Raw genomic sequence first — 15,953 nt, forward strand, 5'->3', positions numbered from 1 at the left:
TTTACTAGCAGGTTGATGACGTTAACCTATACAAACAAACCCGGCCTGAACAACGATCCACGATCGTCGTTCAGGCCGGGTTTTATTTTAAGCCGCTTACGCCCGTTTCGAATAATCGAATTCGACTGCATCAAGCAGTGCGCGAGCAAGAATCATATGTCCTGCCTTGTTCGGATGAACGCGGTCCCACGTCAGCTGTGCGGAGTAGATATGCTCCAGTACACGGTCGAACGTTGTCTGCGTATCGACGAACAACGTGCCGTTACGTTCAGCTATAGCACGGACGACAGCGCCATATCGGTCCATCTCCATGCGCATTCGGTCTTCCCGGCAAGCTTCCACGAAGAATGGCGTCATTAGCACGATGCCTTTGACGAGCGGCTTCGTCTGTACGACCAGTTCTTCGAGCGTGCGCTCGTATTCATCGATCCGCACATGCAGCTCTGGAAGCATGGGACGGTCGAACTGCCGCCATACATCATTCGTACCGATCATGATCGTCAGCCAATCCGGCTTCTGATCGATGACGTCCGTCTGCCATCGTGCTTGGAGATCGCGGACCGTATGGCCGCTAGAGCCGACATTGACGACTCGAAGCTTACGCTCCGGGTAACCGGATTGCAGAAACGCGTCAACCAGCTCCACATAGCCGTGTCCCGCTCCGCCATTGCCTGCTTCGCCAATAGGACGTCCTCGATCGCAGTCTGTGATGGAATCGCCGATCAGTACAATTTTGTCACCTTGTCCGAATAGCAAATGCAACACTTCTCCTCTCGCGCAGCGCGCATCCCGTGAATAGGTGAATTACACTTCCTGCTTCATCGTAACGGTAAGTGCACCAAGCTTCTCGATCTCGATCGTTACAACGTCGCCGTCCTTCAAGTAAACTTGCTTGTCCTCTGGGTAGCCGAGCACAACGCCTTCTGGCGTACCCGTCAGAATGATGTCGCCAGGCTCCAGCGTCATGTATTGGGAGATGTAGCTCACGATCTCTTTGCAGTTGAAAATCATGTCCGACGTGTTGGACGATTGGCGAACTTCACCGTTAACCGTACACGAAATAGCAAGCTTGTTCGGATCGCCGACTTCATCAGCCGTTACGAGATAAGGACCAAGCGGCGAGAAGCCGTCGCAGCTCTTGCCGAGCAGCCATTGTTGCGTACGCATCTGCAGATCACGTGCCGACAGGTCATTCACGTTGCAGTAGCCGAACACGTGGTTCAGCGCCTTCTCTTCTTCAACATCCTTCGCTTGTTTGCCGATGACGATGACGAGCTCTGCCTCATAGTCAACCTTCGTGCTCACCTTCGGAAGAAGAACCGTATCCCCGTGAGCTGCAATCGTATTGTTGAATTTATTGAATAAAATCGGATATTGCGGAATCGGAGCGTTCGTCTCTTCCGCATGGCGGCGGTAGTTGAGGCCAACGCAAATGATTTTGCCTGGCTTCGTAACCGCCGAAGCGTAGGTCACATCCGATTCCGGAATGATATAATCGCTCGACTTCAACTCGACTGCCTGTGCTGCAACTGCGCTTGCAGCTGCCATAGCTGCCGATCCGCCCTCGATGAGCTCATGAATATCGGCCGGGGCATTGATCTCGAATACATTCGCAGCAGCCGCAACGTCCACAACACCTACCGAAGTCAATACGCCGAGCTTTACTTGTCCGTTTTGTTTGAAATTAAGAAGTTTCATAAATGAGTACCATTCCTTTCTCTATGCGTTTTTGCCGAACACTACGCCGCCGTCGATATAGAGCGGCGAGCCCATCATAAACTTCGATTCATCCGATGCTAGGAACAATGCTGCGCGTGCAACATCATCTGGTCTGCCAAGTTCGCCTGTCAGCTGTCTTTGCTTGATCGAAGCGAATGCTTCCTCCGGATCCGCATAGGAGCTGCGGAGGTAGTTCTCAACGAACGGCGTCATAATCGTGCCTGGCAGCAGAGCGTTCACACGAATATTATAAGGCGCGTAATCAACCTGCATCGACTTGGTCAATGCAAGAATAGCGCCTTTTGTTGCCGAATAGGACGCACGGCGTGCAAGCCCCATCTCTGCGATACATGACGACATGTTTATGATGTTGCCGCTTTGGCGCTCCATCATATGCGGGACGATGTATTTGCAAGGTAAATATACACCGCGGATGTTAACGTTGATAACCCGATCCCATGCATCTGGCTCTATCTCATGAATGGCGCCAACACCGCTGATGCCTGCATTGTTGAACAAGACGTCGATGCGGCCGAACTGCTCGATTGCCTTAGCCGTCAATTGCTGTACCGACTCCGGGTTCGTAACGTCCGCATGGATGAAAGCAGCAGTGCCGCCCGCTTCGACGATCGATGCTACCGTCTCTTCCCCTTTGGCCGCATCAATATCGTTAACGATTACTTCCGCACCTTCTGATGCGAACAGCTGCGCCGTACATTGACCGATACCGGAGCCTGCCCCCGTAATAAGAATTGCTTTACCTTTCAAGCGCGTCATTACAATACCTCCTAAAAGCAATTTGCTTCATCCTTGAAACTGCTGCTTGCTGGCAAATTGCTCGCTTCGGAAGCATATGCTTAGCAATTTGCTTTCTTCCTCGAATCCACTGCTTGCAAGCAAATTGCTTGCTTCGAAAGCATACTCTTAGCTATTTGCTTCATCCTTGAAACTGCTGCTTGCTGGCAAATTGCTCGCTTCGAAAGCATACGCTTAGCTATTTGCGATCTTCTTCGTTATGCGAGACCGGAAATACGGTTCGCTGCGGCGGCTACCGCTTCGCGGATCGCCTCGCGTCTGTTTTCCCATTCAAACACACTAATTGAGCAGCTTATGGCTGCAACGGCATGACCGTCCGGACGAAACACAGGCGCGGCCGCACAGCAAATGCCGACGACACCTTCCTGCATCTCCTCTGCAACGCCGCTCTGGCGGAACTGCTCGAGCTGACGGAACAACGTCTCTCGGTCTGTAATCGAATAAGGCGTCGCTGAATCGCCGATCATCGGTTCTGGAAACAGCTCATATAAAGTCTGCTCGTCCAATCTGGACAGCAATGCCTTACCAAGCGCGGTTACGTGAGCAGGAAGTCGCGCGCCTGGCGAAGATGCAAGCCGAAGCGGCGTCTTCGCTTCCTCCATTGCCAGATAGATCACTTCACGGCCTTCAAGCCTGGCAAGCTGGAAGGTTGCGCCAACTTGTGCCGCAGCGCTGCGAGCCTCCCGATGAAAAGCAGCTACAAAATCGAACTGCCTGAAAAAAGCATTGCCGATCGCTCCCGCCGTCGAGCCGAGCGAGTACGTATCATCCTCGTTCTTCTCGATCCATCGAAGCGTCTCAAGCGTATACAGCAGCGAGAACATGGAGCTCTTGTTCACATCGAGCCTTCTTACGAGATCGATCAGGCGAAGTCGTGCAGGCTCAGCCGCAACGAGAAGCATCACATCGTTCGCACGCCGGACTGCAGGAACCTGATATTTGTCCGTCAAACGGTACTAGCCTCCATTCCAATAAATCTTATTCAGGTTCTATATACAGAACCACGGTTTTATATATCGGTATTGTATCATGATTTTCACTAATGGAGCAATATCCATCCATGACTTTCGAATGATACTTTCGGTTGATACTTTCGATTGATTGCTGCTGCGTTCAACCGCTGAATCCTATGTTACAATGAGCAAGTAAACGTTTTCCTAATTCCTTACTGTTATTCATCCTTAACAAATCTTATCCGGAAGGGATGTTACTCGATGATTTGTTCTGTCTTTACCGTTGCTACGCCGGATTTGTCGCCGCAAGAACTGCTTATTACAGCGAAGAATGCTGGAATTGACGCCATTGAATGGCGCTGCACCCGCATCTCCGATAGCATAAAGAATGATCCGCCTTCCTTCTGGGGTAACAATCGCTGCACGTTAGACCCCGAGAGCTCGCCAGAATTACTGGCTGATCTCCGTGCGGCTACCGATGCTCATGGACTTCGATCATTAGCGGTTGTGCCTTATTTAACCTGCGGCGATCTAGAGGAAACAGAACGGATTCTGACGGTAGCGTCCGCACTGGGCGCATCGTATATCCGATTGGGCGTTCCTGGCTACAACGGCAGCCGTCCCTATGGGGAACTGCTTGAGGAGGGCCGTACCTATATCCGCGAGGCTGAGAAGCTCGCCCGCCGCTACGGCATCAAAGGGCTTGTCGAGACGCATCACAACACAATCGCACCAAGCGCTTCGCTTGCACATCGACTGGTCGAAGGCTGTAATCCTGATCATATCGGCGTATTGTATGATCCGGGCAATCTCATCCATGAAGGCTTCGAGCAATATCGGATGGGCCTCGAGCTGCTAGGACCTTATCTAGCGCATGTCCATGTGAAAAATGCGGGCTGGACGCCTGTTACCGACAGCACAGATCCGCTCGAACCTGCATCCTGGCGTTGTGCATGGCAGCCAGTTGCGGGCGGCATCGTGCCGTGGAAACAGGTGCTTGCTGACCTGAAAGCCGTTGGCTACCAAGGTGCTTTCGGCATTGAAGATTTCAGCGGCGCTTTGGGCAGCAGCGAAATGCTGCAGCTGTTCGTCCGCCAGATGCATGCTTGGTGGGAGGAATTGCACACCAGCGAATAATCGAATCGATGTATAACATTGGCGTTCCGCGGAGAAAACAACGAGGATTGTATCTTTTTCCGCCCTCCGTTTGAAGGGAGAACGTCCAATGAAACGACAAGCTAGAACCTGTCTGCTGGTCGTCCTTGCACTTATGCTCGCCTATCCGACCGAAGCCGCGGCCTCTCCTTCTGCAGCCAGACACGAAGTAGAAGACCGTGCAGCTGTTTCGATCGAGAACGGCGATGCCTTGCACTCGACCGAGCAGCGCAATTCGTACGCCCGCCCCCGCAAGAAACAGCGGAAGCAGGCTGCCATGAGCTGGGTCTCGCTGGAGAAGCGTTACCCAGGCGCATTCGTCACGCATGGTCCGCGCAGTGTTCGGCGCGCCGCGCTTACGTTCGACGATGTGCCGGATCCGCGCTATACAGGCAAAGTGCTCGATGTGCTCGCACGTCATAAGGTGAAAGCAACCTTCTTCGTGGTCGGTTCACTTGCATCACGCTATCCTGCGCTCGTACGCCGGATGGAACGAGAAGGACATACGGTTGGCAACCATTCTTACAACCATGCGGTATTCTCACAGTTGACAACCGAACAGTACCGCCGCCAAATCACGCGCACAGATGCCATTCTAGCGCCACTCGTCGGATATAGCCCACGCTATATTCGGCCTCCTTATGGCGAGATCCGATCGACTCAGGTGCAATGGGCCAAGCGCAATGGCTACGTGGTTGTGAACTGGGACGTCGACTCCGTCGATTGGCGCAGCCTGCGGAGCCGTTCCGTCATTATCAACGTCAAGAAGACGCTCCAGCCCGGCTCGATCATTCTCCAACACGCCGGAGGAGGCTCTACCCAGGATCTATCGGGCACCGTTGAGGCGCTGCCTGTCATTATCCGCATGCTTAGGAACAAAGGTTATGAGCTCGTGACGATACCCGAAATGCTAGGTTCATCAGACGGCAGACGGCAGTAACCTAAGGAGAGAATGTACGAGCTAAGCTACAAGACCAGTGAATGCCAGGCACTAGTAAAATGGTGAATCCGTAATGCATTCCATGTAAACAACAAGAAAGCGGAGATGCAGCATTGTGCATCTCCGCTTTCTTGTTGTTGTAATGCGAGCCAATAAACTTTTTGAATTAAGATTCCAGCACGTACACCTTTACATATTGAATGCCGAAATTACTCACCTGCGCTGCCGTTCCTGGGACAAACAGGTCAATGCGATTGCCTTTAATTGCACTTCCTACGTCCAATGCGGTAGCGATCATTCCCCCCGTTGGGAGTCCTGCGTAGTCGTAACCGACTATGTACAGCTTCGTACCTAATGCAATCTGGGATGGATCGACTGCTACTGTACCTACCTTAAGCGAATTACCGAAGTAATCAAGTCCGCCCCAACCGCCATTCTCTGCCGGGTCTGCAGAATAGGCTGTCGCCGTCATCTGAATCGTTCTAGCGACATCAAACTGTTTGCCGCTGACAGTTACGCTGTCGTTGCTAACTGCACTTGCTGCTGTTGATACTGTCGTTGAAGGCGCAGATGCCAGCTTAAACGTATTGTTGATTGTCGGAATCGTAAGCCGCTGACCTTCGATAATATTGTTCGGGTTTACATTCGGGTTAGCCGCGGCAATCTGCCCCACCGACAGCCCGTAATATTGGGACAGCGTCCAGAACGTCGTCGTCTTCGTCGCTACATGAACGGATGCTGCATCAGCAGATGCCGAGGACCATGCGATCGAGACGCCAATAACAACAGCTGCGGCTGTGCGCGCCCACTGCTTCAAACTTTGTGAAAACGGTTTCACTGAGAATTGCGTCATTATGATATATCCTCCTGTTGTATACGCCTACGAGGTTAGTTGTCGGATTCGGTTAAGGAGTCACCCTACGCATCGAACAGTGGCAATGCCAGCTGTTTATGCGATTCACCCCGAGGATTCAGCACAGCGATATATGGCTGTCCTGATCTCCATGAATCTCCCCCGCACGTTAGTTTCGGCTCGCGTAAAACAATACCACATTAAACTGGCGCATGAAACTGGTAATTCCCGCCACGACGTGTTCCGCGCATCTCTCGCCCGACTCCAAATGAGCCGTCGAACGCTGCTTTTGTGAACGCTTGAAGCACTTCAAATCCGTTGAAAAATAAGCGCTTCAGGAAGCATGAACTTGTAAAGTCTGATATTTGTACAAATGCCGTTGCAGGCACGATTCCTGCGTGAATACAATGGCATAGCATTTGTATATGGAAGCTGTTTGTCCCGTCACACGGGATGGCTCGTGATTGGAGGTCGTTGCATTACATGATGAACATCATGATCATGGCCGGCGGCAAAGGTACCCGGTTCTGGCCCCGCAGCGTCAAAACGATACCTAAGCAATTCCTGTCATTCGGCTCGGGACCTACGCTCATCCAGCAGACTGTTGACCGATTCCGGCGCCTTGTGCCTGATGAACGTCTATACATTGCAGCGCCAACCGCGCACGTCCCGCTAGTTATCAACCAATTGCCCTCTCTATCTACTAATCAAATCTTCACGGAGCCGGAGCAAAAAGGGACTGCCGCCTGCATCGCCTATGCCGCTTACAGCATGCTAGCCAAAGGCGATGATCATCCGATCGTATTCGTACCAGCCGACCAATATATCGCTGATGATGACATTTATCTTGCCGCCATCGAGCGTGCTGCGCAGGCGGCAGCAGCAGATAATGCCATCGTTACGCTCGGTATTCGTCCGGATCGCCCTGATACAGGCTTTGGTTACATGGAACTCGAAGCCGATGAAGCCGGGGCGGATGCGGGAGATGTACTGCATAAAGTGAAACGGTTCTTAGAGAAGCCGGATGCGTCAACGGCGGAGATGCTGATTAAGCAGCACAACGTATATTGGAACAGCGGCATTGTCGCCTGGCGTCCTTCCTCGATTATGCATCATGTTATCCTCAGGGAGCCCAAGTTATGGCAGCCGTTTATCGAACATGACGGCGATGCCACCTTGGCTTATGCGGCTATTCCCGAGCTGTCGATCGACTATGCCGTATTGGAGAAAACCGATGAAATCCGCTGCATTCCAATCGACTGCGGTTGGGACGATATCGGATCGTGGGCTGCATTCCGCCGGCGTCATGCATCCGACTCATTCGGCAATGTCGCGCAAGGCGCCATTCGGTTGTTTGAAAGCGAGGGCAATACCGTCTACTCCGAGACAGAGACGCTGCTTATCGGCGTATCAGACCTGATTGTCGTCTCTACTCCACATGGTTTGCTCGTCTGCCATCGTTCCGAGGAGCCGCGTTTGAAACATTGGCTGAACGAGTCTACGAGGTGATGCAAGCATGAAAGCACTCCTTACGGGCATCACCGGGTTTGTCGGCAGCCACCTTGCATCCTTGCTGCTCAATGATGGCGTGGAGGTCATCGGCACCTACCGCGCCCACAACAGTCAGCAAGACGGGAAACGATTTGACATACCGTCGATCAAGGACGTTCGTCATGTGGAATGCGAGCTTCGAGACGCCGCTGCAGTCGATGCACTCCTTGCGGCCGAACGTCCTGATTATTTGTTCCATCTGGCTGCCCAAAGCTTCGTCCCCGCCTCCTGGGCATCGCCCAGCGACACGATTCATAACAACGTAGCAGGCCAAGTGAACTTGCTGGATTCCATTCGTCAACAGGGGCTGCCCACCAAGGTGCTCATTGCAGGTTCAAGCGAAGAATACGGCGAGGTTCATGCAGACGAACTGCCCGTTACGGAGCTTAACCCGCTTCGACCAATGAATCCTTATGCAATCAGCAAAATCGCACAGGACTTTCTAGCCGTGCAATATTATCGGCAATACGGCGTACCCGTCGTTCGGATGCGGACGTTTAATCATATCGGCCCCCGGCAGAACGAACATTTCGTTACGTCCAGCTTTGCCAAGCAAATCGCAGAGATCGAGAAAGGCCTCCGTCCACCCGTTCTCTATGTCGGCAATCTGGACGCCGAGCGCGACTTCACTGACGTCCGGGACGTTGTACGCGCCTACTGGCTAGCGATACAGCACGGTACGCCAGGTGAATGCTATAACATCGCATCTGGACGCAGTTGGTCCATCGGCAGCCTGCTGCAGCTGCTGCTGTCGCTATCGCCGATCACAGTTACGATTGAACAAGATGCCGCGCGGATGCGTCCATCGGACGTACCGATCGTTATCGGCGATGCAGCCAAGTTCTCCAGCCTGACCGGCTGGCAGCCTGAGATTCCAATCGAGACGACCATGCGTGAGGTGCTCGACTATTGGCGAGATAAGCTCGAGCTCGATAAGGGCTAGTGCAAGACATGACAAGTTCCTCCTTCCGATAAGTTGTATCCCACTCCGATTCCAAGAGGGCAGGTGAATCCTCATGCCATCCCGTTCAGCGAGAAGCTCAGCCCGCGCCAAATCCCGTTCTTCCCGCACACGCAAACGATCGATCCGTTCCCGCTCGAAAGCTTCTAAATTTTCTAAGGCCTCCAAGCTGCGGCGCAAACGCGGCACGATTAGAAAGCGCCGACGGCGCATCATAAGCAAACGCAGAAAACGTGCCACGCACGTTAGAACAATGCCTTCGCAAGCCGCTGTCTCCGTCTGGGAGCGTTATGAACGCGATCCACAATACGGCACCTTCGATCCCGGTCATGCGAATGAGCCGGTTGTCATCGATAAGAAGCCGCTGATCCGTCCCATTACGATTATCATCCTGACATGGAACGGTATTGACTATACGCGCAAATGTCTGGATGCCCTTCAACCTTCCTTGCAAGCGGGGATGACCGAGGTGCTCGTATTCGACAACGGCAGCACGGATGGTACGGTCAGCTACTTACAATCGATTCCATGGGTGAAGCTCATTCCCCATCCTTTCAATATCGGCTTCGTAGCAGGCAATAATGCCGCACTCCCGTATGCAAGGCCCGACAGCGATATCGTCCTGCTCAACAACGATATTCTCGCCGAGCAGCATGATTGGCTGTCGAAGCTGCAGGAGACAGCCTACCGGTCGCGTGACATCGGCATTGTCGGCTGCCGTCTGCACGGACCTGAGGGCCAGCTGCATCATGCAGGCACCTACATCCTGCCTGATGATCTAACAGGCCAGCAGATCGGCGGCGAAGAACATGACCTGCGCCAATACACGAGTATTCGCGATGTGCAGGGCATTATCTTTGCAACAGCATACTTGAAAAGAGAACTTATCCAGCGCATCGGCTTCCTCGATCCCGAATATTTCTCCTACTTCGAAGATACGGACTACTGCTTGAAGGCGATTATGTCGGGCTATCGCGTCGTATGCGACGGACGTGTCACCTTGCATCACTACCACAACACGTCCACGCGCGTAAACGGGGTCAACTTCTGGGATATGTACAACAGGTCTCGTGAAATATTCCGGAGCAAGTGGGCTGCCCCGCTTGAATCGCGCTACGAGAGCCGGGTGAACTGGCAGTCGCTCGCATTCCTATCCTTGTACGGATATACCGAAACATCAAGAAACCTGATGCTTGCACTCGACCGCAGTCATGTGAAAGTATCCTACCGATATGTGTACGGTCCAGGAACGCCGCTGCCATTCGGCGAACCCGAAACAGGACCGGACAATCGGATTAATTTGTTCAAAAAGCGGTCCACAGCGGGCGATCGCATCCATATCGTTTATGGGCAGGGCGACGTGTTCTTCAGAAATGACGGCGACTACAAAATCGGTTACACGATGCTGGAGGTCGACGGCCTCCCTGCAGACTGGGTACAACAATGTAATGCGATGAACGAGGTATGGGTACCGTCCCGATTCAATCTTCAGACGTTCCGCGACAGCGGCGTCCGGGTGCCGATTCATGTGATGCCTCTCGGCGTAGATCCTGAATACTTTCACCCCGGGATTCGCGGCAAACGGTTCTTCGACGACAAGTTCACCTTCCTCTCCGTGTTCGAGTGGGGTGAGCGCAAATCGCCGGAAACGCTGTTCGAAGCATTCGCCGCAGCGTTCCACGGGCGGGACGATGTTCGGCTCGTCTGCAAAATCATTAACAATGATCCAACGATCGACGTCCCAACTGAAATTCGTAAGCTGAGACTAGGCTCTGCAGCAGACCGCATCCTTGTGCTGCATAACGATAAAATCCCTTCCCACTGGATGGGCAGCCTGTATCGCTCGGCGGACTGCTTCATTCTGCCGACTCGCGGCGAAGGCTGGGGCATGCCGATTCTAGAGGCGATGGCAAGCGGTCTCCCCGTCATCGCGACCAACTGGAGCGCGCAGACCGAGTTTATGAACGAATCGAACAGTTACCCGCTGCGCGTAAAACGACTCGTGCCTGCAGAAGCAAGATGCGTCTACTACCACGGCTTCAACTGGGCTGAACCCGATCTTGATCATATGATCGAATTAATGCGTTATGTCGCAGATCATCCGCAGGAAGCGGCAGAGAAAGGTCGAATCGCAGCCGCCGATATGCACAGCCGTTTCACATGGGACCACGCAGCCGCAAGAATGAAGAATCGGCTGCTGATGCTATGAGCAAGCGGGCCGCACGTCATAGGCGTACGCGGCGGGCGGCCTCTCGCGCGCGGAAAGGTTCCCGTACGCGATCCCAGTGGAATGGAGCAGTCCGCAAGAGCGGACGTACACGGCGCCGCTATACGAGCGGCAGAGCCCGTGTAGTTGCAGGCGGCGGTGCGCAGCTTGCTCCGCTGCCTGTCGCTCCACCGCCGCCTGAGCTTGAAGGTATGCCCGGTGTACAGATCGTCGGCTTCAGCCGTTCCGACTCTGGGCTTGGTGAAGCGTGCAGGCTTCAGGCAGCTTCTTTATTAAGCGCCGGTGTACCTGCCTCCATCATCAGTTGTGATTCGTTATCAATGGGCAATGCGTCCGATTTATCCTGGGCTCATCTGGAGATTGGCGCTCCCGTTCACAAGTGTACGATTATGCAATTCAATCCCGATTATATGCTCCATGTGCTCGGACGGCTTGGACATCAGCTCGTTGATCGCAAACACACAATTGGGTATTGGCACTGGGAAATGACTGATATTCCGGACAGTTGGTCGGATAGCTGGCCTTATGTACGAGAAATCTGGACACCTTCCCGGTTCGTTCGAGATGTCGTTGCGATGAAAAGTCCGGTGCCTGTGCTGACGATGCCATATGGCATCGCGGTCCCGGCAGCCCGAGGCGTTCAACAAAGCAGTCGTGCAGCATATGGCTTACCGGACGATAGCTTCTTGTTCTTAACGATGTTCGACACCCACAGCTTCGTCGAACGCAAGAACCCGATTGGCGCACTTGATGCGTTCCTCCACGCCTTCGGAGCAATTAATCCAGCCGTCGGGCTCGTTGTGAAAGCCAACCATGCGAATGCTGGCGGGGCCGCGTTAGAGCTCCTGAAGCAGCGAATAGCCGGCTGCCGCAATGTGTATTGGATCGAGGCACCTATGACAAGGCAGCAGACAGCCGGACTCCTTGCATGCTGTGACGCCTATGTATCGCTGCATCGTGCCGAAGGGTTCGGCCTTGCCATCGCAGAGGCAATGGCGATGAGTAAGCCCGTCATCGCGACAGACTGGTCCGGGAATACAGACTTCCTCCAACTGGGCAACGGGTGCCCTGTCCGCTATACGCTCGTGCCGAATCCGGTTACGGTTGGTCCTTATCAAGCGGGAGGCTGGTGGGCAGACCCCGACCTGCGCCACGCAGCGTCCTATATGGAGCAGCTTGTGTCCAATCGAGGCATTGGCTATCGGCTTGGCGCAGCAGCTTCTCATACCATTGCCTCTCTCTACAACCCGGCCGTACTTGGTGCTGCGATGCGAAGTCGTCTGACAGAGATCGGAGTACTGTAACGAGCATCCGGCGTTGTTATGTTCGCTGTTGGGCAGCGCAAGCAGGCGGTTCGTTAAGTGGAGATCATGCATGCTATTCGCTCGATGCCGAGAGACCTCGCTTGCTATCCACTTGAACTGACGAATTTCTCTTCATTAATAAACTTTAATGTATCTAATGAAGGCTGGCATAGAGCGCTGCTTCGTTAGCGTATTTTAATGTATTTTAATGTATCTAATGGATTCTCATATCCAGAACTTTTCTAAAGAACCAATACGACGCTAATAAACAACTAATCAGCGGTTTTCCCGGGTAACGAACGCAGGCGGCACTATTTGCGACTTTTTTCCCGTCGAGGTGAGGATGCTAAGCCCAACGTCAAAAAGGCGCCGCAGGTTACCCTGCAGCGCCTTTCTTCATTAATATATAGTTCGGAATTAGCCCGTGAATTCTTGTACCCACTCGCCGTTGTAATAGCCAACGCCAATCTTTTTGAAGTTCGGGCTCAGAATGTTCGCCTTGTGGCCTGCACTGTTCATCCATGCATTCATAACCTCTTGCGGCGTCTTCTGACCAGCTGCGATGTTCTCGCCCGCATACGAATATTTCACGCCGTACGCGGTCATCATATCAAATGGCGAGCCATATGTCGGCGAAGTATGGCTGAAGTAATTGTTAACCGCCATATCCTTCGCTTTATCATAAGCAACGGTGTTAAGAAGCGAATCGGTAGTCAGCGCGGACAAGCCCGCCTTCGCGCGTTCTTGGTTCACAAGCGTTACAACCTGCTGCGCATATGTGCTTGTGCTCGTGTTCGTACCCGTGCTGGTACCTGTACCTCCCGTCGACGTACCTGTGCTTGGTTTCGTCGTCGTCGTTGTACCGCTGCCAGTCCCCGTACTTGGCTTCGTCGTTGTCGTCGTGCCGCTGCCTGTTCCTGTTCCTGTGCTCGGCTTCGTCGTCGTCGTTGTACCACTGCCCGTTCCCGTGCTTGGCTTCGTTACCGTCACTGTACCATTGCCGATCTGGTTCCAGATCGAATTCCAATCTATCGTGATCCCATACTGGGATGCGAGCTTGCTAAGCTCGGAGCTGTTGCTTACTACAATCGTTTGAAACTGTGATGGATTAATCGTAGCAGCGGAAGCTTGGCCTGATGCTGCCCCGATGCCTGCGAACGCCATCCCAGCGATAACGGCGCCAACGACAGTCTTGCGAATATATTGCTTGTTCATGCATTCGTCCTCCTCGGATTGTCAAAGATGTCATTTCGAGAGAAGACTGACGACTTCCCTTCGATGCCATTCATCTTAACACGGGGAGTATTCATAATCATGACGCAGATACTGGGAAAGATTAGATTGTTCTCACAGAAACCTAATTGTTTTCATATTCATTCTCATCGAATTAGCCTTTAAATGTGCAATACAAATCGACAACTTCGCGGCCGCCATGAAACATTGCCATCAGCTGTTCGAAGCTGACCAGTCGAGGTGCGGTATAGTTAAAGTCGAGAATATACAGATTGGGATACAATCGATTCAGCGTATTATACAATAGTCGCGGCTCTTCATCGAAGATCGTTTGCTGCGCGGTCGGGTTGAATTCAACAATCAGGTCTGGCTTGAACGATGCGATTGTCTTCTCCATCCCTTTCAATGCCGGCACCTCCGCTCCTTCAACGTCCAGCTTGATCAGATCAAGCGCCTTCAGGTTCCGTTCCTTCACCCAGTCGTCAATACGGACGCATTGGACCGTTTCTTGAAATCCCCGCTCCGCATGCTCCGTCGTTATATGTGACCAACCGCCGCCAAAATCAATATATGAAAATTGCATTTCCGTATTTTGATCAAACACACCTAGCTTGAGCGGTTCGACATTCGTCTTCCGGTTCTGAGACATGTTGTAGGCCAAGTAGTTGAAGTTCTCGGCCGAAGGTTCGAAAGCAAATACCTTGCCCTTCGAAGCATAAGTACTCATCCCTAACGAAATCGCGCCAATATTAGCTCCAATATCGAGACAAACTGCATTGGTCTTCACAATATTCCGCAGTGCATTCATAATGTGAGGCTCATAATAGCCGCCGCTCTTCTCGATGCCAGCCAATATCATATCTCCGTCATTCGAGCTGAGCGCATAAGGGGTTGGATAATTGGGCATCCGCAGCCAAGTCGTCTTCATGATCATATCCCTCCTGATGTATTCAAGCTATGAGTTAGATGCCTCATACCAATAAATCGGTCCATTAAGAATGGCACGTCGGCCAACTGACACTGCATTCATGTAATACGTATAAGTCCCCGCGACTGGAATCGCAACCTCGCAATCCATCGTCATCATCGCGTTCCAATGACACATCTCCGATTCGCGAAACAACTCAGTACCTGCGCCCGACGATTGACGAATCACAATCTCAAGCTCGCCCAGATCAGCGGTATGCGGCCTGCTCCAGCCTATCTCGAAATCAAGCTTCACCCGTCTGTTCGGCTGTGTTGTTGTAATCGTAAGCCTCGCAATCGGCACCTCCCAGTCGGTGAGCAGAAAAGGTACCATTTGATGCTTCTCGATTCGATACTCCGCCTTCTTCATCTTCTGCCCCTATCTCCTCTCATCCGTGATGCGGCAACTAATCGTTCTATTATATGAGTGATAGAGTTCGCCCGTACGGGCGATCAATCGCATTCATAGAATAGAGTAAGAAGAATAAGAAAGAGTGGAGATATGCATGGAGCTTCGCGAGATTGCAGGACAATACGATGCCATATTCAGCTTAGGGATGAACTGTCTCCCTGCCATTCAACTGGAACGCAACGGGATTCGGCCCTACACCGGGGTGCTGGACTGGGTCGATGTCATGCATCTGCCGAACGTCACTCGAATGATTCGCAGCCGATTCTCGAATTTTGCCCATCGGCACAATCTGGTCTACCATACGACGCTGAACAACTTCATCCTCCTCCGGGATGTCGACAACGACATGATCATCGTTCATGATTTCCCTTTTCCACGCAATACAGCTGCACAATGGCCCGACTATGATGGTTTCCGTACCAAAATGGACCGTCGAATCGAACGCTTCTTAAGCAAGGCTGCCAGCTCGAAGCGTATTCTGTTCGTTCGTACAGGCGGGTTGCCAGAGGAGGCGCTTGAGTTGGAGAAGGCGTTAGCGTCCATCGTAACAGGAGAATTCCACATTCTGCTCGTTAACCATAACCCTGTACCCAGTCTTGTCGAGAACCACTGGCCCCACAAGCATACATGCGGGGTCATGCTGCCCAGCCAGAATGACATCTGGCACGACAATGATGCCTATTGGAGGCACATCCTTCAGCATGTAAAGTACAAATCTTAACTGTCATTGATCTACAATTTTTCCCATAATCAGACCAGCGACCTATCTTTTTTTAATAGAATAGTGATACTATAGTTGTCAAATGAAGGAATTGGAGGGTGAACAAACACAATATTTGCAGGCTCGTGATGACCATAATCGA

At 52.5% G+C, this 15,953-nt stretch carries 15 protein-coding genes and 1 riboswitch; of the genes, 7 read left to right on the forward strand and 8 right to left on the reverse strand.

Annotated features, from left to right (window positions below):
• Positions 1–96 precede the first annotated feature (96 nt).
• From H8B09_RS15710 to H8B09_RS15725, 4 genes are all read right to left on the reverse strand, one after another.
• Complete coding sequence (locus H8B09_RS15710) at positions 97–756, reverse strand: SGNH/GDSL hydrolase family protein (protein ID WP_191204438.1); 660 nt, start codon at positions 754–756, stop codon at positions 97–99.
• Positions 757–804: 48 nt separating this feature from the next.
• Positions 805–1,698: a fumarylacetoacetate hydrolase family protein gene (locus tag H8B09_RS15715; protein WP_191204439.1), complete on the reverse strand. Its 894-nt coding sequence runs from the start codon at positions 1,696–1,698 to the stop codon at positions 805–807.
• Between the two features lie 21 nt (positions 1,699–1,719).
• Positions 1,720–2,496 (reverse strand): SDR family NAD(P)-dependent oxidoreductase, encoded by a 777-nt coding sequence (locus tag H8B09_RS15720; protein ID WP_191204440.1) that lies wholly within the window; start codon positions 2,494–2,496, stop codon positions 1,720–1,722.
• A 236-nt stretch (positions 2,497–2,732) separates the two neighbouring features.
• On the reverse strand, positions 2,733–3,485 hold the full coding sequence (locus H8B09_RS15725; RefSeq protein WP_191204441.1) for an IclR family transcriptional regulator: 753 nt from the start codon (positions 3,483–3,485) through the stop codon (positions 2,733–2,735).
• Positions 3,486–3,749: 264 nt separating this feature from the next.
• Between H8B09_RS15725 and H8B09_RS15730 the strand changes: the two genes are divergently transcribed.
• Both H8B09_RS15730 and H8B09_RS15735 read left to right on the forward strand, forming a co-directional pair.
• Positions 3,750–4,625 carry a sugar phosphate isomerase/epimerase family protein gene (locus H8B09_RS15730; RefSeq protein WP_191204442.1) on the forward strand — a complete coding sequence of 292 codons (876 nt, stop codon included), beginning with the start codon at positions 3,750–3,752 and terminating at the stop codon, positions 4,623–4,625.
• 88 nt (positions 4,626–4,713) lie between these two features.
• The gene (locus tag H8B09_RS15735; protein ID WP_191204443.1) at positions 4,714–5,583 is read left to right on the forward strand and encodes a polysaccharide deacetylase family protein; all 870 of its coding nucleotides are present in this window, start codon (positions 4,714–4,716) and stop codon (positions 5,581–5,583) included.
• Between the two features lie 166 nt (positions 5,584–5,749).
• On the opposite strand, the gene H8B09_RS15740 is transcribed toward H8B09_RS15735, so the two are convergent.
• Positions 5,750–6,436, reverse strand: a complete 687-nt coding sequence (locus H8B09_RS15740) for a 3D domain-containing protein (protein WP_191204444.1) — start codon at positions 6,434–6,436, stop codon at positions 5,750–5,752.
• A 9-nt stretch (positions 6,437–6,445) separates the two neighbouring features.
• A riboswitch (cyclic di-AMP (ydaO/yuaA leader) is annotated at positions 6,446–6,627 on the reverse strand.
• Positions 6,628–6,919: 292 nt separating this feature from the next.
• Between H8B09_RS15740 and H8B09_RS15745 the strand changes: the two genes are divergently transcribed.
• From H8B09_RS15745 to H8B09_RS15760, 4 genes are all read left to right on the forward strand, one after another.
• The gene (locus H8B09_RS15745; RefSeq protein ID WP_191204445.1) at positions 6,920–7,945 is read left to right on the forward strand and encodes a mannose-1-phosphate guanylyltransferase; all 1,026 of its coding nucleotides are present in this window, start codon (positions 6,920–6,922) and stop codon (positions 7,943–7,945) included.
• A 7-nt stretch (positions 7,946–7,952) separates the two neighbouring features.
• Positions 7,953–8,930, forward strand: coding sequence for a GDP-mannose 4,6-dehydratase (locus H8B09_RS15750; protein ID WP_191204446.1), 978 nt, complete (start codon positions 7,953–7,955; stop codon positions 8,928–8,930).
• Between the two features lie 73 nt (positions 8,931–9,003).
• Positions 9,004–11,157 (forward strand): glycosyltransferase, encoded by a 2,154-nt coding sequence (locus H8B09_RS15755; protein WP_191204447.1) that lies wholly within the window; start codon positions 9,004–9,006, stop codon positions 11,155–11,157.
• Complete coding sequence (locus H8B09_RS15760; protein ID WP_191204448.1) at positions 11,109–12,479, forward strand: glycosyltransferase family 4 protein; 1,371 nt, start codon at positions 11,109–11,111, stop codon at positions 12,477–12,479. The genes H8B09_RS15755 and H8B09_RS15760 overlap by 49 nt, the downstream gene beginning before the upstream one ends.
• Before the next feature lie 417 nt (positions 12,480–12,896).
• On the opposite strand, the gene H8B09_RS15765 is transcribed toward H8B09_RS15760, so the two are convergent.
• The 3 genes from H8B09_RS15765 to H8B09_RS15775 all read right to left on the reverse strand — a co-directional run bounded on the left by H8B09_RS15765 (position 12,897) and on the right by H8B09_RS15775 (position 15,048).
• Entirely contained in the window at positions 12,897–13,694 is a 798-nt protein-coding gene (locus H8B09_RS15765) for a CAP domain-containing protein (protein ID WP_191204449.1), read from the reverse strand.
• A 172-nt stretch (positions 13,695–13,866) separates the two neighbouring features.
• On the reverse strand, positions 13,867–14,640 hold the full coding sequence (locus H8B09_RS15770; RefSeq protein ID WP_191204450.1) for an FkbM family methyltransferase: 774 nt from the start codon (positions 14,638–14,640) through the stop codon (positions 13,867–13,869).
• 27 nt (positions 14,641–14,667) lie between these two features.
• The gene (locus H8B09_RS15775) at positions 14,668–15,048 is read right to left on the reverse strand and encodes a hypothetical protein (RefSeq protein WP_191204451.1); all 381 of its coding nucleotides are present in this window, start codon (positions 15,046–15,048) and stop codon (positions 14,668–14,670) included.
• Positions 15,049–15,184: 136 nt separating this feature from the next.
• Between H8B09_RS15775 and H8B09_RS15780 the strand changes: the two genes are divergently transcribed.
• Positions 15,185–15,811 (forward strand): DUF1796 family putative cysteine peptidase, encoded by a 627-nt coding sequence (locus H8B09_RS15780; RefSeq protein WP_191204452.1) that lies wholly within the window; start codon positions 15,185–15,187, stop codon positions 15,809–15,811.
• Positions 15,812–15,953: the final 142 nt, after the last annotated feature.

The organism is Paenibacillus terricola (assembly GCF_014779765.1).
GTDB classification, from domain to species: Bacteria; Bacillota; Bacilli; order Paenibacillales; family Paenibacillaceae; genus Paenibacillus_T; species Paenibacillus_T terricola.

Bases quoted from the DNA above. Each gene is read 5' to 3' on its own strand.
- H8B09_RS15715 (WP_191204439.1), bottom strand. From the start codon at position 1,698: ATGAAACTTCTTAATTTCAAACAAAACGGACAAGTAAAGCTCGGCGTA.
- H8B09_RS15720 (WP_191204440.1), bottom strand. From the start codon at position 2,496: ATGACGCGCTTGAAAGGTAAAGCAATTCTTATTACGGGGGCAGGCTCC.
- H8B09_RS15730 (WP_191204442.1), top strand. From the start codon at position 3,750: ATGATTTGTTCTGTCTTTACCGTTGCTACGCCGGATTTGTCGCCGCAA.
- H8B09_RS15735 (WP_191204443.1), top strand. From the start codon at position 4,714: ATGAAACGACAAGCTAGAACCTGTCTGCTGGTCGTCCTTGCACTTATG.
- H8B09_RS15740 (WP_191204444.1), bottom strand. From the start codon at position 6,436: ATGACGCAATTCTCAGTGAAACCGTTTTCACAAAGTTTGAAGCAGTGG.
- H8B09_RS15745 (WP_191204445.1), top strand. From the start codon at position 6,920: ATGATGAACATCATGATCATGGCCGGCGGCAAAGGTACCCGGTTCTGG.
- H8B09_RS15750 (WP_191204446.1), top strand. From the start codon at position 7,953: ATGAAAGCACTCCTTACGGGCATCACCGGGTTTGTCGGCAGCCACCTT.
- H8B09_RS15755 (WP_191204447.1), top strand. From the start codon at position 9,004: ATGCCATCCCGTTCAGCGAGAAGCTCAGCCCGCGCCAAATCCCGTTCT.
- H8B09_RS15760 (WP_191204448.1), top strand. From the start codon at position 11,109: ATGGGACCACGCAGCCGCAAGAATGAAGAATCGGCTGCTGATGCTATG.
- H8B09_RS15765 (WP_191204449.1), bottom strand. From the start codon at position 13,694: ATGAACAAGCAATATATTCGCAAGACTGTCGTTGGCGCCGTTATCGCT.
- H8B09_RS15770 (WP_191204450.1), bottom strand. From the start codon at position 14,640: ATGAAGACGACTTGGCTGCGGATGCCCAATTATCCAACCCCTTATGCG.
- H8B09_RS15775 (WP_191204451.1), bottom strand. From the start codon at position 15,048: ATGAAGAAGGCGGAGTATCGAATCGAGAAGCATCAAATGGTACCTTTT.
- H8B09_RS15780 (WP_191204452.1), top strand. From the start codon at position 15,185: ATGGAGCTTCGCGAGATTGCAGGACAATACGATGCCATATTCAGCTTA.